Annotated in this window: 16 protein-coding genes; 13 read left to right on the forward strand and 3 right to left on the reverse strand. The window is 48.7% G+C overall.

Annotated elements, in window-relative coordinates; genetic code table 11:
- Positions 1 to 403 precede the first annotated feature (403 nt).
- From codB to BBD41_RS28795, 10 genes are all read left to right on the forward strand, one after another.
- On the forward strand, positions 404 to 1681 hold the full coding sequence (codB, locus tag BBD41_RS28750; protein ID WP_099480156.1) for a cytosine permease: 1278 nt from the start codon (positions 404 to 406) through the stop codon (positions 1679 to 1681).
- On the forward strand, positions 1650 to 2918 hold the full coding sequence (locus tag BBD41_RS28755) for a cytosine deaminase (RefSeq protein WP_099480158.1): 1269 nt from the start codon (positions 1650 to 1652) through the stop codon (positions 2916 to 2918). Before codB ends, BBD41_RS28755 begins: the two co-directional genes overlap by 32 nt.
- A 121-nt stretch (positions 2919 to 3039) precedes the next feature.
- Positions 3040 to 4038 carry a VanZ family protein gene (locus tag BBD41_RS28760; RefSeq protein WP_099480160.1) on the forward strand — a complete coding sequence of 333 codons (999 nt, stop codon included), beginning with the start codon at positions 3040 to 3042 and terminating at the stop codon, positions 4036 to 4038.
- Between the two features lie 167 nt (positions 4039 to 4205).
- Positions 4206 to 5036, forward strand: a complete 831-nt coding sequence (locus tag BBD41_RS28765; protein ID WP_099480162.1) for a metal-binding protein ZinT — start codon at positions 4206 to 4208, stop codon at positions 5034 to 5036.
- A 231-nt stretch (positions 5037 to 5267) separates the two neighbouring features.
- Positions 5268 to 6035, forward strand: coding sequence for an ABC transporter ATP-binding protein (locus BBD41_RS28770; protein WP_099480164.1), 768 nt, complete (start codon positions 5268 to 5270; stop codon positions 6033 to 6035).
- Positions 6022 to 7953 (forward strand): ABC transporter permease, encoded by a 1932-nt coding sequence (locus BBD41_RS28775; protein WP_099480166.1) that lies wholly within the window; start codon positions 6022 to 6024, stop codon positions 7951 to 7953. Before BBD41_RS28770 ends, BBD41_RS28775 begins: the two co-directional genes overlap by 14 nt.
- A 12-nt stretch (positions 7954 to 7965) precedes the next feature.
- Positions 7966 to 8334 (forward strand): YxeA family protein, encoded by a 369-nt coding sequence (locus tag BBD41_RS28780; RefSeq protein ID WP_077566461.1) that lies wholly within the window; start codon positions 7966 to 7968, stop codon positions 8332 to 8334.
- A 60-nt stretch (positions 8335 to 8394) separates the two neighbouring features.
- The gene (locus BBD41_RS28785; protein ID WP_099480168.1) at positions 8395 to 10593 is read left to right on the forward strand and encodes a M1 family metallopeptidase; all 2199 of its coding nucleotides are present in this window, start codon (positions 8395 to 8397) and stop codon (positions 10591 to 10593) included.
- Between the two features lie 135 nt (positions 10594 to 10728).
- Positions 10729 to 11442: a response regulator transcription factor gene (locus BBD41_RS28790; protein WP_099480170.1), complete on the forward strand. Its 714-nt coding sequence runs from the start codon at positions 10729 to 10731 to the stop codon at positions 11440 to 11442.
- Positions 11439 to 12857, forward strand: coding sequence for a sensor histidine kinase (locus BBD41_RS28795; RefSeq protein ID WP_099480172.1), 1419 nt, complete (start codon positions 11439 to 11441; stop codon positions 12855 to 12857). The genes BBD41_RS28790 and BBD41_RS28795 overlap by 4 nt, the downstream gene beginning before the upstream one ends.
- A gap of 101 nt (positions 12858 to 12958) precedes the next feature.
- Here the strand turns inward: BBD41_RS28795 and BBD41_RS28800 are convergent, their stop codons facing one another.
- Positions 12959 to 13669, reverse strand: a complete 711-nt coding sequence (locus BBD41_RS28800) for a MerR family transcriptional regulator (RefSeq protein WP_099480174.1) — start codon at positions 13667 to 13669, stop codon at positions 12959 to 12961.
- Between the two features lie 155 nt (positions 13670 to 13824).
- On the opposite strand from BBD41_RS28800, the gene BBD41_RS28805 reads away from it, so the two are divergent.
- Together BBD41_RS28805 and BBD41_RS28810 are read left to right on the forward strand one after the other, a co-directional pair.
- On the forward strand, positions 13825 to 14328 hold the full coding sequence (locus BBD41_RS28805; protein WP_099480176.1) for a DUF6022 family protein: 504 nt from the start codon (positions 13825 to 13827) through the stop codon (positions 14326 to 14328).
- Positions 14329 to 14351: 23 nt separating this feature from the next.
- Positions 14352 to 15242 (forward strand): Vgb family protein, encoded by an 891-nt coding sequence (locus BBD41_RS28810; RefSeq protein WP_099480178.1) that lies wholly within the window; start codon positions 14352 to 14354, stop codon positions 15240 to 15242.
- Between the two features lie 113 nt (positions 15243 to 15355).
- Here BBD41_RS28810 and BBD41_RS28815 read toward each other — a convergent pair whose 3' ends face one another.
- Together BBD41_RS28815 and BBD41_RS28820 are read right to left on the reverse strand one after the other, a co-directional pair.
- Positions 15356 to 16189 carry an ABC transporter permease gene (locus BBD41_RS28815; protein ID WP_099480180.1) on the reverse strand — a complete coding sequence of 278 codons (834 nt, stop codon included), beginning with the start codon at positions 16187 to 16189 and terminating at the stop codon, positions 15356 to 15358.
- A 2-nt stretch (positions 16190 to 16191) separates the two neighbouring features.
- Complete coding sequence (locus tag BBD41_RS28820; protein ID WP_099480182.1) at positions 16192 to 17145, reverse strand: ABC transporter ATP-binding protein; 954 nt, start codon at positions 17143 to 17145, stop codon at positions 16192 to 16194.
- A gap of 559 nt (positions 17146 to 17704) precedes the next feature.
- On the opposite strand from BBD41_RS28820, the gene BBD41_RS28830 reads away from it, so the two are divergent.
- Positions 17705 to 18142, forward strand: a complete 438-nt coding sequence (locus BBD41_RS28830; RefSeq protein WP_077566452.1) for an Rrf2 family transcriptional regulator — start codon at positions 17705 to 17707, stop codon at positions 18140 to 18142.
- Positions 18143 to 18451: the final 309 nt, after the last annotated feature.

Consider the following 18451-nt stretch of genomic DNA (forward strand, 5'->3'; position numbering starts at 1 on the left):
TCAAACGTATTCTATGGCACTTTGCCTGCGGTTAACTACCGATTTGACGACTAATGGATTGTGCTTTTACGACTATTAAAGCTTGCATTGAATTCCCCAGGACCACATGGAAGATAGCCGTACCTTGACCATTGGATAATTATAACATTGACAATCGCATGCTTTTCCAAAATAATAGTATGTAATTGAATACTGGTACCTTTAAATCAGTCCAGAGAGGCTGGCAAGGGCAGCGGATGTTTATAATCTCACGAGATTTAGTGCATTTCCCGTCAGGGGATGCTCTGTGTCTTCGTGCGGATTATGATGTACAGGAGAGGCTACTTGTCAGTTCAAGACTTGACGAGTAGCCTCTTTTTTCTGCTTTTTTGGTATCAGGAAACTTGAACCTGGAGGTATTCTGATGAGCAAACAAGATCAAGAGTTTTCGTGGCAAGCGGTACCGAAAACGCAGAGAAACAATTTTATTAAGACGTTCTCCGTAATGCTGGCGTTCACCTTCTTCTCGGCCAGCATGATGGCAGGGGGGACGTTGGGAGTCGGCTTGACGTTCATGGAATTCATCGCTATTGTGCTTGGAGGTAATTTAGTACTCGGCATCTATACGGGAGCTCTGGCGCATATCGCTGCCAAAACGGGCCTTTCCACGCATTTGCTTGCAAAATACGCGTTTGGGGAGAAAGGCTCTTACTTGCCATCGTTCCTGCTCGGCTTCACGCAGGTCGGGTGGTTCGGGGTCGGCGTAGCCATGTTCGCGGTTCCGGTCGCAAGGGCGATGGATTGGAACGTGTACCTGTTGATCTTCTTGTTTGGTCTCGCCATGACAGCATCCGCGATCTTCGGCATGAAGTCGCTTGTCATTCTGGGCTATGTTGCAGTTCCGGCCATTGCCATTCTTGGCGGATACTCCGTGTTCGAAGGAACAAATTCACTGGGCGGCCTGCAAGGATTGCTCGATTACACGCCGACACAGTCGCTGACCGTTGCAGCAGCGTTGACCATTTGTATCGGGTCTTTCATCAGCGGCGGAACGCTGACGCCCGATTTCGCCCGGTTTTCACGGACTTCCCGTCAGGCGGTGATCGCAACGGTCATATCGTTCTTCCTGGGGAACTCACTCATGTTCCTGTTCGGTGCGGTTGGCGCAATGGCTTATAATCTGGCAGATATCTCGGAGGTCATGTTCCTGCAAGGTCTGATCATTCCGGCGATTATCGTGCTGGGGCTGAACATCTGGACGACTAACGACAATGCCTTGTATGCTTCCGGGCTGGGCTTTGCCAACATCACGAAGATTTCGAAAAAGTTCTTCGTCGTAGTCAATGGTATCATAGGTACCGTATTCGCCATGTGGATGTACAACAATTTCGTCGGGTTTCTGAATGTACTGGGGGCGGCGATCCCGTCCATCGGGGCGATCATCATCGCGGACTACTTCTTTGTAAAGCGCAGAAACTATAAACCGTTTGCCGATATGACTTTTAAGAAGGTAAACTGGATAGCGATGGCAGCTTGGGCCATCGGCGTAGCCTTCGCCCAGCTGGCTCCGGGAGTAACGCCATTGAACGCACTGATCGGCACGGCGGTGGTTTACTTCGTGCTCATGTTGATTGTTCCTGCCAAAGAAACCATAGAAAAGGGGAAAACCAATGATTATACAGAACGCAAAATTGCGGGGTAAAGAAGGATTATGGAATATCGTCGTGAAGGACGGGAAGTTTGAACGAATTACGCAGTCGCTGGAGCCAACGGCGAACGAGGAAGTCCTTGATGTGGGCGGTTCGCTTGTGCTGCCGCCGTTCATTGAACCTCATATTCATCTGGATACAACGCTTACGGCCGGTGAACCGGAGTGGAATTTGAGCGGCACGCTGTTCGAAGGGATCCAGCGTTGGTCCGAACGCAAAGCGTTCCTGACGCATGAAGACGTCAAAACGCGCTCCAAAACGGCGCTGAAGTGGCAGATGGCTCAGGGGATCCAGCACGTTCGGACCCACGTGGACGTCACGGATCCGAGCTTGACCGCAGTTAAAGCGATGCTAGAAGTGAAAGAGGAAATGGCACCCTATATTGACATCCAGCTTGTTGCTTTTCCGCAGGAAGGCATTCACTCCTACCCGAACGGCGCGGAACTGTTGGAGGAGTCGCTTAAGATGGGCGTTGACGTCGTTGGCGGCATTCCGCACTTCGAATTCACAAGGGAATATGGCGTCGATTCGATGAAGGTTGCTTTTGATCTCGCGGAAAAATATGACCGGCTTATCGACATCCATTGCGACGAAATCGATGATGAGCAATCCCGTTTCGTGGAGGTTGTCGCCAAAGAAGCCTACGAACGCGGATTGGGCTCCCGTACAACGGCAAGCCACACCACGGCGATGGGATCATATAACGATGCCTATACGTACAAATTGTTTAGATTGCTGAAGCTGGCTGACCTGAATTTCGTCTCCAATCCTTTGGTTAACATTCACCTGCAGGGACGCTTCGACACGTATCCGAAAAGAAGAGGGCTGACTCGCGTTAAAGAACTGCAAGAAGCTGGCCTTAACGTGTGCTTCGGTCACGATGACATCTTCGATCCATGGTATCCGTTAGGCACGGGCAACATGCTTCAGGTGCTGCACATGGGCATCCATGCTTCGCAGCTGCTCGGTTACGACCAAATCGTGAACTCGATCGATCTTATTACGAAAAATAGCGCAAGAACGCTGCATATCCAGGATGTGTACGGGATTGAAGAAGGCAAGCCTGCCAACTTCATCGTTCTTGAAGCGGAGAACGAATACGAGGCTATACGCAAACAGGCAGCAGTGCTTTATTCGTTCAGAGGCGGACGCAAAATCGCGGAAACGAAGCCGCGGGACACCTCAATCGTTCTTGAGAGCGGTACGGAGAAGGTCACATTCAACAAATAATGGAATGACTCGCATTTCAACAAGAGGCACCCCGTAGTGGGGTGTCTTCTTCATTATGTTTGAATGCAGAGTTTGATTCCTCCTTTGGGCTTCCATCGTCGCGTATTCCTTTGTTTTTTATATGTTATCGGCATTGTTTTTAGTTCTCCTGCCACTTCCGGAAACACGAAATACCTGCGCTTTGCAATCACCCGATACCGTTCATTATTCGCTTGTCCCATTTCATTTCATTTGGGAGATTATTCATAGTCGTTCAATTGTTTGGCCTCAGCCATCGACTTACGTGCGGGTACTTAAGGACAGTGTACTTTTGCAGGCGGCGTTCAATTTCCTATTGTTATTGCCGTTTGGCGTTTATCTAAGGTATTTTTTTCAGCATAGAGGAAATTGGAAGAAAGCGCTTGGATTGGGATTTGCGTTATCCCTTTTCTATGAAACAACCCAAATTACCGGGATCTACGGGATCTACAATTGCCCATATCGAATCTTCGATGTGGATGATCTTATACTAAACAGTACGGGTGCTTTGTTTGGATTCATCATTGCACCTGTCATACTTGCTCTTTTTCCGTCTCGTCGTAACCTTATTGCTAAGGCAGAAAAAATGCAGGAAAGTCCGCTCGTACCTCCGATGCCGCAATTACTTGCTGTGCTTGTCGATTATCTGTTGATTAAGATTAGTTGGACACTTACTCTAGGTTTATTTAGCACTAGCGAATTTGCAGAATTTCTTTATACAACGATTTTATTTGTTATTCTTTTCGCTGTAGTTCCATTTTATTGGGGTGGAAAAACCATCGGAACCCATATACTGCGATTTAACCTGACTACATTGGATGGGGGAACACCTCCGTGGCCGTCCTTTTTAAAAAGATCCTTTGCGCTTTACTTGCCTTTAGCGGCATCATGGTTACTGCGCTTTTTTAATGGTATTGAGTTAGATATGGATTCAAAACTTTATCCTTATCATGTATGGATCAGCGTGGCTGCAATCGCATTCCTGTTTATGATGTGGGTCATATTAGTTATCCATGTAACCGTCGTCCTCTTCAAGAAAGGGAAGCGAAATTTTTATTTTGACGATGTGGCGAATTTAGTACCAAGGAAAAATAATGTTTAAATGTCCATGCAGAACAAGTAGTTGCAGGCGTGCTCAATTAAGGCATCAATCAGCGTGAGGCAATTATTTTAAGATGTAATTAAAAAAGATTACGATTTTCATTGACAAAGAAATCCAGCCTCCGTATAATCTTTAATCGTAAACATTACAATTAAATGGAGGAGAATATGAAACTAAAACTTGGGATTGGAGTCATTTTAGCAGTAATGGGGTTGTGGCTTACCGGGTGTCAAAGCGCTGGTTCTAACGACAGTGGCGCTTTGAATCAAACCGAGGCAGTCAGCGGTACGAATGGAAGCAGTAGCACTCAGGAGAGCAGCGGTACACAAGAAAGCAGCAGTACTAATGAAAGCAACACGAATCATGTTCATGACGAGGAGGACGACCATAACCATGACCATGACCATGAACATAACCATGACCACAACCACGGACATAATCATGATCATGATGAGGAAGCAGAGGCGATCTACAAGGGATTCTTTGAGGACAGCCAAGTCCAGAACCGTACGCTTTCAGATTGGGAAGGAGACTGGCAATCGGTTTATCCATATTTGCTGGATGGTACATTGGATGAGGTGTTTGCGCATAAAGCGGAGGATTCCGGGAAAATGACGGCGGAGGAGTATAAGGAATATTATGACGTCGGCTACAAGACAGATACCGAACGCATTGTGATTGAAGGAGACACGGTCACGTTCTTCACGAAGGGCCAGCAACATTCAGGGAAGTACCAATCCGATGGATACGAAATACTGACCTACGAGGCCGGCAACCGCGGGGTTCGATACATATTTAAGTCGGTTGAAGAAGTCGAGGGACTGCCTCGTTACATTCAATTTAGCGACCACCGGATCAACCCCAGCAAGTCGGATCATTTCCATTTATACTGGGGAGACGATCGCAAGGCTCTACTTGAAGAAGTTACGAATTGGCCTACTTATTACCCGTCCGACATGGACGGACACAGCATTGCCCATGAAATGATGGCACACTAACGACATCTCTGCTCTGAATCGGCGTTGAGAGTTAAAATTAACTTTCATTAAAGTAGGCTTCATAATATTTAATAGTTCGAATTCATAACCCCCAGGAACGCTTGCGGAGCGTATCCTGGGGGTTTTAGCTTAATTTTAAGGTTGCTGTAAGGTTGGGATTAACACGGTGTAAGATGCGATCTTTAAGATTGGATATACATTCATGAAACCTAACGCCTAAGGAGAGAAACCATGAAAACCATACTGCAAGCAACCAACGTAAACAAAACCTTCGGCACGAAAGGAAACCTGTATACGGCACTTCAAAACATCAATCTGAGCATAAAAGAAGGAGAATATGTCGGCATCATGGGCCCATCAGGAGCTGGAAAGTCGACCCTGCTGAATATCTTCTCGACCATCGATACGCCGACCTCCGGCGAAATCACGATCGACGGGCAAAACATCGTTTCCATGAACGAAGAAAAGCTGTCCGATTTCCGCCGTCATAAACTCGGCTTTATTTTTCAGGACTACAATCTGCTCGATACGCTGACGGTCAAGGAAAACATCCTGCTGCCGCTTGCTCTTTCCAAAGTCCCGCCAGCCGAAATCGAAAGGCGGGTGGAAGAAATCGCCGATATGTTCAGTATTCGCGAGATTCTCGATAAGTACCCGTACCACATTTCGGGAGGACAAAAGCAGCGTGCGGCCGCTTCGCGGGCAATCGTCACGAATCCAAGTCTGATATTGGCGGACGAGCCAACCGGCGCGCTGGATTCGAAATCGGCAACCGGCCTGCTGGAAAGCTTGAGCAAGCTGAACCAGCATAACCAAGCGACCATCCTGATGGTGACACATGACGCTTATGCGGCGAGCTTCTGCAACCGAGTCATTTTCATTAACGACGGCCAGCTGTTCAAAGAGCTTCATAAGGAAGGCATGACCAGAAAAGAATTTTTCGGGCGGATTCTTGAGGTGTTAGCGATGCTCGGAGGTGGACATCATGACGCTGTTTAAGATTGCCGGGAAAAATATCCGGAAGAACTTCACGAATTATTTTCTTTACTTCGCATCGATGATTTTCAGCATCGTCATTTATTTTACGTTCGTATCCTTGAAATACGACAGCACCATCCAAACGGCATCAGATGGATCGCAGAAAATCAGCTCGGCTTTCAGCGGAGCGGCGGTGGTGCTGATCGTGTTCGTGGCAGTTTTCATCTGGTACTCCAACTCGTTTTTCACGCGCAAGCGGAAAAAGGAGGTCGGATTGTACTCGCTGCTGGGTGTCCGTAAAAAACAGATCGGGCGAATGCTGTTTTATGAAAATTTCCTGATGGGCATTCTGGCTCTGATTGTCGGAATCGCGCTTGGAGCGGTGCTTAGCCGGTTTTTCGTCATGATTCTAATGAAGGTGATGGGTTACGCCGTCATGGCGGATTTCTCCATTTCACCGGCTGCCATCTTGAATACGTTCCTGGTGTTCATGATTATCTCGCTGATCACATCGGTTCAAGGCTATCGCCTGATATACCGGTTCAAGCTGATCGAGCTGTTCCGGGCGGATCAGGAGCGTGAGAAGGAGCCGAAGTCTTCGGCGGTCATTGCGTTACTATCCGTAGCGATGATTGGGTTCGGATACTGGCTTGCGCTGCAAAATTTGCTGACGTCCAAAGCATGGGCTGCGATCGGGTATATGCTCACTCCGCTCGTTATACTGATCTCGGTCATCCTGGGCACATACCTGCTGTTTAACACGTTAACCGTAACGCTGCTGAAGCTGGCCCGCAAACACAAAACAAGCTACTGGCGTGGACTGAACCTAATTGGGACTTCCCAGCTGCTGTACCGGATGAAGGGCAACGCCCGGACGCTCACGATCATCGCCGTGCTGAGCGCAACAACGCTGACGGCGGTCGGAACGGCGTACAGCACGTATTACAACACCCGGACGAATGCGGAGCTTGCGAATCCGAACAGCTATATGTTTATCGGAGCTGACAGTGCGGCCGCAGCAAAAACCGATAAGGTGATCGAGCAGGCTGAGGGACATAAATTGCTTTACCATGTGTCCATTCCTCTGCTCGAGGTGGATGCCGACATCTCCGGCATGAATAACGCTTTAGGAGAGGAGGAGCAGTCGTTTACGGTCATATCAAGCCGAGATTTTAACCGGATGGCCAAGCTGCAGGGGCGGGACGACACGATAAGCCTTGAAGGCAGCGAAGCCGCAGCGCTCGAACCTGCCTATATGGAAGGCATTTCGCCGGAGTATGTCGGTTCATCGATCGAGCTGAAGGTTAGCGGAATCAAAAAAACCATCCATTTCAATACCTTAAAAAAATACAATGTGCTGAATCTTGGATCGGTCTATTCCACCATTGTCGTGAGCGATGACTTGTTTGCGGAGCTTAAGCATAGTGCCAAGGCTCTGGTAGCGGAAGCTTACGGCATCACGCATCAGGACAAGGCGAAAGAGCTGACAAAGCAATTGGAAGGAATAGTACCGGAGACAGCCGGGCTTTCAAGCTTTTACAGCGATTATTCACGGGGAATGGAATCCTCCGGTCTCTTGATGTTTATGGGCGGATTCCTCGGACTCGTATTCCTGGCGGCGACGGGCAGCATCATTTACTTCAAACAGCTGACGGAAGCCGGCAGCGACAAGGCCCGTTATTTGATATTGCACAAAATCGGCGTCAAGAAACGGGAAATCCACAAATCCGTCGCCAAGCAAGTGCTGTTCATATTTGCTCTGCCGCTTGCTTTCGGAATTGCCCACTGCGCCGTCGCCCTATCGGCCTTATCGAAAATGATGATGACCAATCTGGTCGTTCCGGTCGTGACCTGCATGGGTGTCTACGTCGGCATCTACTTGATCTATTATTTCTTGACTGTGCATGCGTACTGCAAAATCGTTACCAATACAAAATAGGAGTGAACAGGAATGAAAAAGGGGTTTATCGCTACAGCTGCCATATTGATCGTACTGGTGGGATTTGTCGTATTCATCCAAAACGTAAATTTGAACCGCATCGGCGCGCAGCAGTATTACGTGCAGATTACTCATGACGGAAAGAAAATGGAAGATAAGTCGGACCGTGGACAGAAGTACGTATCGTACGAGTACACATTGGAAGGCTTCGATTCTGACGGAAAGGAGAAAAGCCTCACCTTTACGGCTGGCAAGGAGCTGCGCAAGGACGCTTATTTGCGGATCTATGTGAAAAAGGATCAAGTCAGCTCCTACCAGGAAGTATCGGCCAGTGATCTGCCCGAGCAAGCGAAACAGAAGCTGGTCGGTGCCGGGCAATAAATGCTTCATCCGGGATAACCGGATACCGTCTACTAAACATATTAATGAGGAGAGAAACTTATGGTTCAAACAAACTTCAAATCGGTATCCCAAAAAGCACTGACTTGCTCGCTGGCTGTCGCGCTTGCGGCATGTCCCTTGATTCAAGTCACCCAAGCCTGGGCCGCGCCGGCGGCTTCATCCGCCCGGTCAGTCCTGGCAGATCATGCTCAGCATGCTCAGGTCCAGTACCGGATCCATGCAAAGCTGGATGAGAAAAATATGCGAATCCAGGGAAGCGAAACGGTCACTTACCGGAACATGTCCAAAGACACGCTGCGGGAAATCGTATTCCATACGTTTGCCGATGCCAACCGATCCCAAGCGACCCAAACTTCGATGTTTAAACGAAACAACGAGGAGATCCGGAAGGAAAATCCGCAGAAGAAGCCGGAAGACTTTCTTGGCGGCATCGATATCCGGAGCGCGGCTGCTGACGGACAATCCCTGTCCTTCTCGAACAGCAATCAGGCCTTGACCGTGAAGCTGCAACAGGAGCTAAAGCCCGGAGAAGCAGTAACGCTCGATATCGGCTTTGAAGTCAAGATCCCTTACGGCATGCAGCGGCTATCCTACTACAAAGACATCATCAACGGCGCACACTGGTTCCCGGTCATGTCGGTCTACAACGAAGATCAGCATGCATGGGACAAAACGCCGTACAGCCAGTCCTTTGAGACGGATTATTACGAGTTATCGGATTTCGAAGTGCATTTTAACGTGCCGGAAGCCTATCAAATCCTGTTGCCGGGGAACATTACGACGCAGGTGGACCCGAAGGAGCCCGGCCGTAAAATTGTAACCGCCGTCGCGGATAACACTCGTGAGCTCGTCTTTTTTGCCAGCCCGAATTACAAGGTTGAGCGCGTAACGCGTGATGGCTTGACGGTTGAGTATTATTATTTCGACAACATGCCCGACAAGAATAAACTCGTGAATGAGTACATTGATACAGCGTTTAAGGCTATTTCGTTTTTTAGCGAAAAATTCGGGAATTACCCTTACCCTGAATTCCGGATTGCGGAGTCGTACGTAGAGGGTGTGGCGGTCGAGTTTGCCCGGGTTATCCAAATGGGGCAAATCCGGCCCAACAGTGATCCGGCGCATGATTATGTGTTCGTACATGAAATCGCCCACCAATGGTTCCATGCTTTGATCGGCAATAACTCGGAGACCGAATCGTTTTTGGATGAAGGGTTTGCCGATTTTTCAAAGGTCTACTTCGCTGAAAAACAAGGTGACGACTTGAACGGATTCAAATCGATCCAAATCGATGATTTGTCCTCATTAGACAAGCCGATCGCGGCCACCAATACGGAAGTAGAGGACTTGCATAGTCCAACCTTTTACAATAAAGGACGCCAGGCCATCTACCAGCTGTACCGAACCGTGGGCGAAGAGAAATTCGACATGTTCATGAAAGAATATTACAAACGGTACGTGTACAAAAACGCAACGATCAGCGGATTGCTGCAAACAATCCAGGATACGTTAGGAGAAGAAGCACGAAAGGACATGGACAAGATTCTGCACGATCCTCATTTTGTCCTGAAACCCGAATTTCAATTGTCCGAGGCGGAAACAGCCGCGTATTTTCATGAGCAGTTCAAACAATCATACCATTTGTCCCTGACCCAAGCTGCGAATCTTCCGGCGGAAACGATGAGCCGCATCGTGAATAAGGCGCTGCAAGGCGAACCGTTGACGATCGTGGTTAGTGATCAGGCTGGCCGCCAAGCGAAAAAGCAGCAGCAGACCATCTTGGCTCAGCTTGAAGGGACCCTTGGGATTATGGGCATTCGATACGAGGTCGTCTCCGACCGGCAAACCCTTAAGAAAAAGCTGAAAAAGGAGCTCGGAACCAGCAATATCATTGCCATCGGCAGCGCGAAGACGAACGGGCTCATTCAGGCTCTCAAGCCCGGAATCATTCAGAAATCGAAGGCCATCGGCTTCGACTGGAAAAGCAGGATGAACCAAAAAGCATCTTCAGGGGCATACGTCATTAAGCATCCTTATAATCAAAATCGCCTGCTGCTGCATTTTTTCTGGAATGGTGACGCCCTGAACGGCAGCCCGGTCGAGCCGTTTGCGGAGCAAATGCTGCTATCGCTCGTTTTTAGCAGTGACTTTTATCAGTATTACGTTTTGAGCACAACAGGTCATGTCGCAGCCGATAAAAAGATCACTAACCCGATGGCGAAATTTTTCGGCGAATAATAGAGTCTCTGGCCAATATTGCCCATTCCGTTATATGGTTATAGTATTGGAAGTGCGGAGAAGATGATTACTAAAGACTCGGCAGTTTTCAGCTGCCGGTCTTTTTCCCTGCTTACAGAAAGGAGATCGAACCGATTGCCCCTAAGTCAAACAATCCTCATCGTCGACGATGAGGAGGATATCGTTAAGCTTCTGCAAACCGTACTCCATAAGGAAGGCTTCGAGCATGTGTATGCCGCCTCTTCCGCCGAAGAAGGATGGATTCGGTTTCAGGACAAGCAGCCCGACCTCGTCATTTTAGATATCATGCTCCCGGATGGCGAAGGGTATGATGTATGCAAAAAAATCCGGCGCGTTTCGAACGTGCCGATATTCTTCTTGTCGGCCAAGAACGAGGAAATCGATAAAATCCTCGGATTTGCCATCGGCGGTGATGATTACATCACCAAACCGTTCAGTCCGAAGGAAGTCGCTTACCGGATCAAAGCCCGCTTCAGAAGAACGGAGACTGCGCAGGATGAGATAAAGAAAGAACATACGCTGAAGGCCGGCCCGTTCGAGCTTGACGAACATACATTGGAACTGAAGAAAAACGGCGAAATTATTGAGCTCAAACCGAAAGAGCTTGGCCTGATTAGCTATTTGCTGAAGCACCCGAACCGGATTATAAGCAAGGAAAGCCTGTACGATCAGGTGTGGGGGGAGGATTCCTTCGGTTATGACAACACGGTCATGGTCCATATTCGGCGGCTGAGGGAAAAGATCGAGGAGGATCCCTCAAGCCCGCAATTTTTGGTGACTGTAAAGGGGCTCGGATATAAGCTGGCCGTGGAGGAAATCGTGCGATGAAATGGCGGCTGACCGGGAGATATTTGGCATCCGTCGTTCTCATTGTCGTTATCGTCATTTTCATTAACCTTTTCGTGATCATCGGGCTTTATGTATATCAGAGTGAATCGCCAAAGTATCCGCTTCGTCACGGAGACCATTCAGCTGAGGCCATCACCCGCTCGTTCGGACAAGAGATCGTCCTTTCCGAATCGGGAATGGATATCACCGCACAGGGAAAGGAGACGCTTGAGCGCAATCAGGCCTGGATTCAAGTCCTGGACGAAAACGGTAATCAGGTCTATGGCTTTCGTGTGCCGCGGGAAGCCAAAACCAAATATACGCCGATGGATATCGTTCAGACTTACAAGTACATGGAAAAAGAACTGATGTCGACCGTATTTATCGGGGAAAAGCAGGCGAACGGGGAGCGCTTGAGCTATTTGATCGGCTTTCAGGACCCTTATCTGGAGCGGAATATTTTCACCTATGATATTCGGAAGGTTGGACGGTTTCTTCAAATCGGAATCGTGACCGTGATTTGCGTCGACGGTTTCATTGCGCTCTGCATCGCTTATCTGTTCAGCAAGAGGTTAACCCGGCCGCTTTCCGCGCTCATCGACGGGATTAAGCAGCTGGCCCATAAAAACTACCGGGTTCATTACGAAACGAAAGGCATCTACAAGGACGTGTTTTTCAATGTCAACATGCTGACCGAGGAGCTTCGGACAAGCGAAATGGAACGGAAAAGGCTGGACCGGATGAAAGAGGAGTGGATCGCGAACATATCGCATGATATCAAAACGCCGCTTGCTTCGATTCAGGGGTACGCCGAAATGATGCGGGACAGGGATTATGAGTTTACAGTCGAGGAAATGCGGGATTACGCGGAAATTATTGAACGGAAGTCGCACTATTTGAAAGAGGTGATCGAGGACCTGAACCTTTCCACCCGTCTTAGAAACAAGGGATTGACGCTGAATTTGAAAAAAGTTAACATCGTCAGCCTCGTCCGAAGCGCTGTCATCGATACGTTGAACGATGCCCGTTACGGTAACCGCAATATCGATTTCCAGTACTGTGAGGAAGTCATCCTGTTGGAGGCGGACGACATCCTGATTCGCCGTGCAGTCACCAATCTGATCTACAACGCGGTGGTTCATAACGATGAGGATGTTTCCATTCTGGTTCGCGTCGATAAGATAAACGACGCGGTTCGAATCGTTGTCGAGGATCATGGCAAGGGGATCCGGGAAGAAGAGCTGGAGCGGATCTTTGACCGGTATTACCGCGGGACCCATACGGGAGAGCTGCATAAGGGATCCGGTCTTGGGATGGCCATCGCGAACGATATCGTGAAGGCGCATGGAGGACATATTCATGTAGACAGCAAGCTTCACCGTGGAACACGAATCGAAATCCTGCTTACAACTTAAGAAACCGAGATCCTTCTCGGTACGAGCCCTGACCGCTTGCTTAGGCTTGGATCGGATCTGGGCTCGTTTAAATAAATGAACGAACTCCATTGTTCGCCAACTCATTCGGCGGCTAATCCTGATGCTTGAATCAAGCGATACAGAAAGTAAAGAGCCCGCACTTGGAGTTTGATCGTTTTGTGCAAGTAAGCTTGGATACTTTCAGAAAGCTTCATCGCGTGCTCGATGTTCTCAAAATCCAAGCGTGCTATGGCTTGTTTTAGGCCCACGGTTTCTTCGGAATAAACAGAGCTCTGCAGAACCAGAATCATTCTGATTTTAAAGAGATGCCCTTGATTAAAAAGACGGTAACCGTTATCTGGGTCTCGTTCGCTAGTGAACATACCGCTCTGCTCCCAGTAACGGATGGCCGATTTCGCAGCCCCCGTCCGTCTGGAAATCTCATGGATACTGAAATGTTGGTTTAAGTCGAAAGCTTGCCTGCCTTCAGTATACGATTTCAACTCCTTTACGAGTTGATCTAAACTTGCTTTTTCCCTGTGCAGCATAACCTCTCGATCCCTCACGAGCCACAATGCGTCATCCAACGCATTTCGCCCAATACAATGCATCACCTCGATTGTTAATTCCATACCGAATGCGGCAGTCATGGCTTGAATACATGCCAGATAAGCTTCATGTCGTTCCGTATACATGCGATACCCGTTGGATGATCGTTCAGCAGGTGGAATCAGCCCCTTCGCTTCGTAATTCCGTATCGTGTTGCCGCTCAACCCGTATTTTTCTGCCAGCTCTTTCGGCCGTAAGATCATGTGTTAATCCCACCTTCGCAAAAAATGCGCAACTTTAAAATCTTTGTAATGTTATTCTGTATGATGTATTGATTTCCTTTATATAAATTCATTGAACCTTCCAATTGGCTTACATGTTGTATGATGGAAATAATCCAATTCAAGGAGGCGTTCACATGACCGTAAAACCAGTATTGCGTTCCGATATGACCATCGAGGAAATTTGTGAGGCAGGTAATCAGTATATCGGATCCGTATGGAAAAACCGATACAACGCAATGTATGATGAGTTGACGATCGCTTTTCAAGAAATTGAGGATGCAGCCTATGGTCTCTATTTGGATCAGCTAATGCCCGCACTGTTTGATAGCCTGGAGGCTGCCGGGTTCGAAGCTGCGGAGCCTATGAAGGAGAATGATTTCGTAATCGGGAGATGTCTGCTGTTCCGCAACTCTCTTGAAAGATGGGGGACCGAAGAAAATAGGTCCAGAATGTTCTGGAATGTTATACGTAGGAAGAATAACCGGCAGCCCATTGGAACGTTATTGACCGAAATCCCTCATTCTCATCTGAAATTCGACATCCCTAGAGCACCTGAACTTTATTCGCTGATCGAACATGAAAGGGAACAGATCGCAATCGGGATTCGACGAATTAAAGAAGCAACGCTCTTAACATGATTCATTTTGAGGAGTTGATACGCATGAGAGTTATGATACAGGAATATTTAGTCAAAACGCAGGATTCCGGGCCATACGGTATAACGAGGGGAAAGGACGGTGCCATGTGGTTTACGGAGCAAAGAGGCAATCGGATCGGACGAATCGATAACGCAGGCGAGGTCAATTCATTCAATCTGCCGACAAAGAACGCCGGAGTGATGTCGATCATATCGGATCTGGCCGGAGACTTGTGGTTTACCGAGTACCAGGCTAATAAAATTGGAAGAATGTCGTTGGAGGGCAATTTTACGGAATATGAGCTTCCTGTCGCAAATTCAGCACCTTTCGGCATAACGGAAGACAGGGAAGGTGCAATTTGGTTTACGGAAATGAACAGCGGCAGGATCGGAAGATTATCCACATCGGGGGAATTGACCGAGTTTGAACTGCCTACTGCAGACACATTCCCATCATTTATTGTTCCTGGCTCAGACGGGGCATTATGGTTTACACAGAATCGAGGTAATTCGATCGGCAGAATAACCGCCGAAGGGGAGGTAACGGAATATCCGATTCCTACCCGGGATTCCGGTCCTGTAGGCATAACGAGCGGTCCTGACGGGGCATTATGGTTTGCGCAAATTATGAGCAATAGAATCGGAAGAATGACAACTTCAGGCGAGGTAACCGAATATCTGATACCGACATCGAATGCCAAGCCGCATGCGATCATATCGGGGGAGAATGGGGATCTCTGGTTCACGGAATGGGGGGCTAACCAGATCGGACGGATTACGGTACAAGGCTTGATTACGGAGTATCCGATCCCAACACCTCACGCCGAGCCCCACGGTATAGCATTTGATGCCAAGGGTGACATTTGGTTCGCTGAGGAGTGCAACCAGATTGGACATCTCATCATCTCTCCATAACAGCTTGTCTCAGCCCAATGCGGACTGAGCTATTTAATAGGCCGTCCAATCAAGGACGGCCTATTCATATTTCGGACTAACACACATTAGTAGATCCAGAGATTGAACATCTCCTACTTCTCTACACGCCAATCTACCTTTTTCAAGATAAGAACAATGGATACCAAGGAGAATAACATGAGTACAAGTGTGTTCCAGGCGACGGAGCTGGACCAGCCCGAAATCAGCACCTCCCGCATGGCTTCGGCTGCGTAAGTGGTTGGGAAGATATATGAACACCACTGCAGGAGCGGAGGTAATTGATCCATATCCACCATGACAGGCGTCAAAAACGAGATGAACATCATTAATGCCTGAACTAGCATATTCGTCAATTGATGACTGGGCGACCAGAAGCCGATCAGCACACCCGCGCCAACCACGCTAAAGACGGTGAGCAGCAGTACAGGGATAAGTCCCCAGCTGTAGTGGAATTGAATGCCATAAGCCATCTGACCTATCATCGCCAGGATGATAAAAGAGGGTGCGCTCATGATCAAGCCGCGCAGCAGATTGGCAAAAATGAAGTTTACCTTTGCAATCGGCAGGGACGAATAGTACGTGAAATGCCCTTGGTGCTTCTGATAAGAAATCTCCTGAGCCATGGAATTGAGTCCCATTACGACTAAACCGAAGAGCATATTACCCGTAATAATCCGAGTCATGACGGCCGGCGTGGGATCAACGGTAAAGAATTTGAGGAACAGCAGCGTCGTTAATGGAAACATGCATGCCATAATGAAAATCCAAACCCAGGCCTCACGGATGATCGTGAACTGAATGCGGGCCAGGATCAGCCATTCCATGATGCGGCGCCGAACCGTGCCCTGATGCTTCTGCCCTTGGAGAAAGATCGCTTCTTGCAGCTGGAAGTCTTGGCTTTGCAGGGATGCTTGAGTCTTCTCCATGTTTAGACCACCTCCGCTTTCGCAGTCTTATCCTGTTCGTCATCGATATGAAAATAGACATCTTCAAGATTCGGCGGAACCAAAGAATATTCTTCAATCGGCAATGGCTGCTGAGTCAGGACGTCAATCGCGTGACTGGCGTCTTGCTTCTCGATCAGCGTCCGGATTCGGTTTTCTCCCGTTTTGGTCCACGTTCCCAGTGCACTTAAGCTACGGCACACATAGTCGCTTTCGCCGAAGGAGGTCGTGATTTCCAGCTTCATCCGCTGATCGACTCTTTGTTTCAAAACACTCACATGATCGATGGCAAGCAGCTTGCCGTGATTTACGACAGCTACTCTGTCCACGACCTGTTCGGCTTCCAGCACGTTGTGCGTCACTAGAATTACGGTTACCCCTTGGCGATTACGTTCCTGGATCAGATCCCATACGAGCCTTCTCTTTTTCGGGTCCAGCTCGTTGGTCGGTTCATCCAGGATCATAACGGGGGAAAATCCGATTAAGCAAGTGCCGATCCCGATTAACCGCTTCTGTCCGCCGGAGACGTTCTTCAGCAGCTTATGGCGGAGGTCCTGCATTCCAAAGCGGTCCAACAATTCCTCTGTTTGCTTTACGGCGGACTCCTTCGTTAATCCCCGCAATCTTCCTGTAAAATACAATGCCTCCCAGGTTTTTAAACTGGTCAGGGCATGAGGCTCTTGCGAATAGTAGGCCACCTCCTGGGCAACTCGCTTGGTTTGTGTCTGTACGCTTGTTCCTTTATATCGTACAGTACCTGAGGTGGGAGCCATGTGACCCACCATTTGCTTGATTAGCGTTGATTTACCAGCGCCATTCGGCCCGAGCAAACCGAGAATTTCACCTTGCTGAACGTCGAAGCTTATGTCTTGATTGGCGACAACCTTACCTTTTCTGTACGTTTTATTGACCTGCTCCAATTGATAGATCAGCTTCAAGATTCTTGCCCCTTTCTGTTCGTACTATGTTTTTGCTGATGGGTGTCTAACCCAAAGTGCGAATGAATTCATTGGCTGCCTAATGCCGTAGATGAGATGATGCCTCAGCGTGATTAGCGGTACATCAACAGGCTTTACATTAAAGATATCGTATCGGTCTGATGGGAAGTGACGGGCGGGAGGATGGTTTTCGTCTCCGTCTCAGGACGGAGAAGGATGAGGAGCATCGAAATCCATTTCTTCGATGGACGGGATGTGGTTCGCAGCAGTTGGGGGATGTCCCATTTGACAAGTAAAAAGTACACTCTGGATGGCGCCTTCCTGTTTGGCGTCGATAAGGATGTAAAAATGCAGATAGGGATCCTTAAATTTATCAGGCTCGATCACAGTCTTATTAGAAAAATGATTTAAGCTGCAAGCCTCTGCCTCAGTATTGATACGCTTGAAAGCTCAGGATCATGATGAACCCATGGATTTCTTTAACAGTCTTTGGCAAAGGAGTCGTTGACGAAGGGATTCAATGAAACTACAATGGTATTATTGAAAGGGGATGCCGAACATGGCTATCGTAAGCCGCTATACAATCGCTCTTCATATTTTGACTTGGCTTGCCTTCTCAGCAGAAAAGGATGAATTTTTCCCATCCGATCGGATAGCGAACAGCGTGGGAACGAGCCCGGTTTTTCTGAGGCGGATCCTCGGACAGCTCGGGAAGGCGGGCTTGGTTCTCGTGCAGCACGGCGGGACCGGGGCCGGATGGAAGCTGGCGCGTCGTCCGGAGGAGATCAGCCTGCTGGACGTGTATGAAGCCGTTGTGCCTGCCCCCCTGTTCGAGCTGCACCACAGCGAGCCGAACCCGCGCTGTATCATCGGTAACGGCATTCAGCCAGCTCTGCAACGGGTCTACGGAGACAGCGAGGAAGCGTTGAAGCGCCAGCTGGCCCAGGAATCGATCGCCGATCTGCTTGCTTCGTCGCTGGAGCACGGGAAGCGGTAACGCCGCCGGCAGCGGCAAGCATCCGAGGAGAATCTCTTGCGGGGGCGGTCAGGAAAGAGAAACCATAGGAAACAACGAGTGGCTCGGCACCGGACGTTTGAAGACCGATCCGCGTTTTTTCCTGTGGCCTTCAATGTAACTGGTTCAGTTTCAATGAGAGGCTGATAAACTGCATCCCAATTAGGACGGTAGCTGCATTTCGGATAGCGAATCGGCGCAGTTCGGTCTTCAATGTAATTGGTTTGGTTTCGTTGATGGCAAGAAGAGTTCAATGTATAGGTTCGAACGAGCATGTTCTATCCTCCATTG

The organism is Paenibacillus ihbetae (assembly GCF_002741055.1).
GTDB lineage: Bacteria > Bacillota > Bacilli > Paenibacillales > Paenibacillaceae > Paenibacillus_AQ > Paenibacillus_AQ ihbetae.

Excerpts from the sequence above, each read along its gene's own strand:
- codB (WP_099480156.1), top strand. The coding sequence starts at position 404 with ATGAGCAAACAAGATCAAGAGTTTTCGTGGCAAGCGGTACCGAAAACG.
- BBD41_RS28755 (WP_099480158.1), top strand. The coding sequence starts at position 1,650 with ATGATTATACAGAACGCAAAATTGCGGGGTAAAGAAGGATTATGGAAT.
- BBD41_RS28760 (WP_099480160.1), top strand. The coding sequence starts at position 3,040 with ATGTTATCGGCATTGTTTTTAGTTCTCCTGCCACTTCCGGAAACACGA.
- BBD41_RS28765 (WP_099480162.1), top strand. The coding sequence starts at position 4,206 with ATGAAACTAAAACTTGGGATTGGAGTCATTTTAGCAGTAATGGGGTTG.
- BBD41_RS28770 (WP_099480164.1), top strand. The coding sequence starts at position 5,268 with ATGAAAACCATACTGCAAGCAACCAACGTAAACAAAACCTTCGGCACG.
- BBD41_RS28775 (WP_099480166.1), top strand. The coding sequence starts at position 6,022 with ATGACGCTGTTTAAGATTGCCGGGAAAAATATCCGGAAGAACTTCACG.
- BBD41_RS28780 (WP_077566461.1), top strand. The coding sequence starts at position 7,966 with ATGAAAAAGGGGTTTATCGCTACAGCTGCCATATTGATCGTACTGGTG.
- BBD41_RS28785 (WP_099480168.1), top strand. The coding sequence starts at position 8,395 with ATGGTTCAAACAAACTTCAAATCGGTATCCCAAAAAGCACTGACTTGC.
- BBD41_RS28795 (WP_099480172.1), top strand. The coding sequence starts at position 11,439 with ATGAAATGGCGGCTGACCGGGAGATATTTGGCATCCGTCGTTCTCATT.
- BBD41_RS28800 (WP_099480174.1), bottom strand. The coding sequence starts at position 13,669 with ATGATCTTACGGCCGAAAGAGCTGGCAGAAAAATACGGGTTGAGCGGC.
- BBD41_RS28805 (WP_099480176.1), top strand. The coding sequence starts at position 13,825 with ATGACCGTAAAACCAGTATTGCGTTCCGATATGACCATCGAGGAAATT.
- BBD41_RS28810 (WP_099480178.1), top strand. The coding sequence starts at position 14,352 with ATGAGAGTTATGATACAGGAATATTTAGTCAAAACGCAGGATTCCGGG.
- BBD41_RS28815 (WP_099480180.1), bottom strand. The coding sequence starts at position 16,189 with ATGGAGAAGACTCAAGCATCCCTGCAAAGCCAAGACTTCCAGCTGCAA.
- BBD41_RS28830 (WP_077566452.1), top strand. The coding sequence starts at position 17,705 with ATGGCTATCGTAAGCCGCTATACAATCGCTCTTCATATTTTGACTTGG.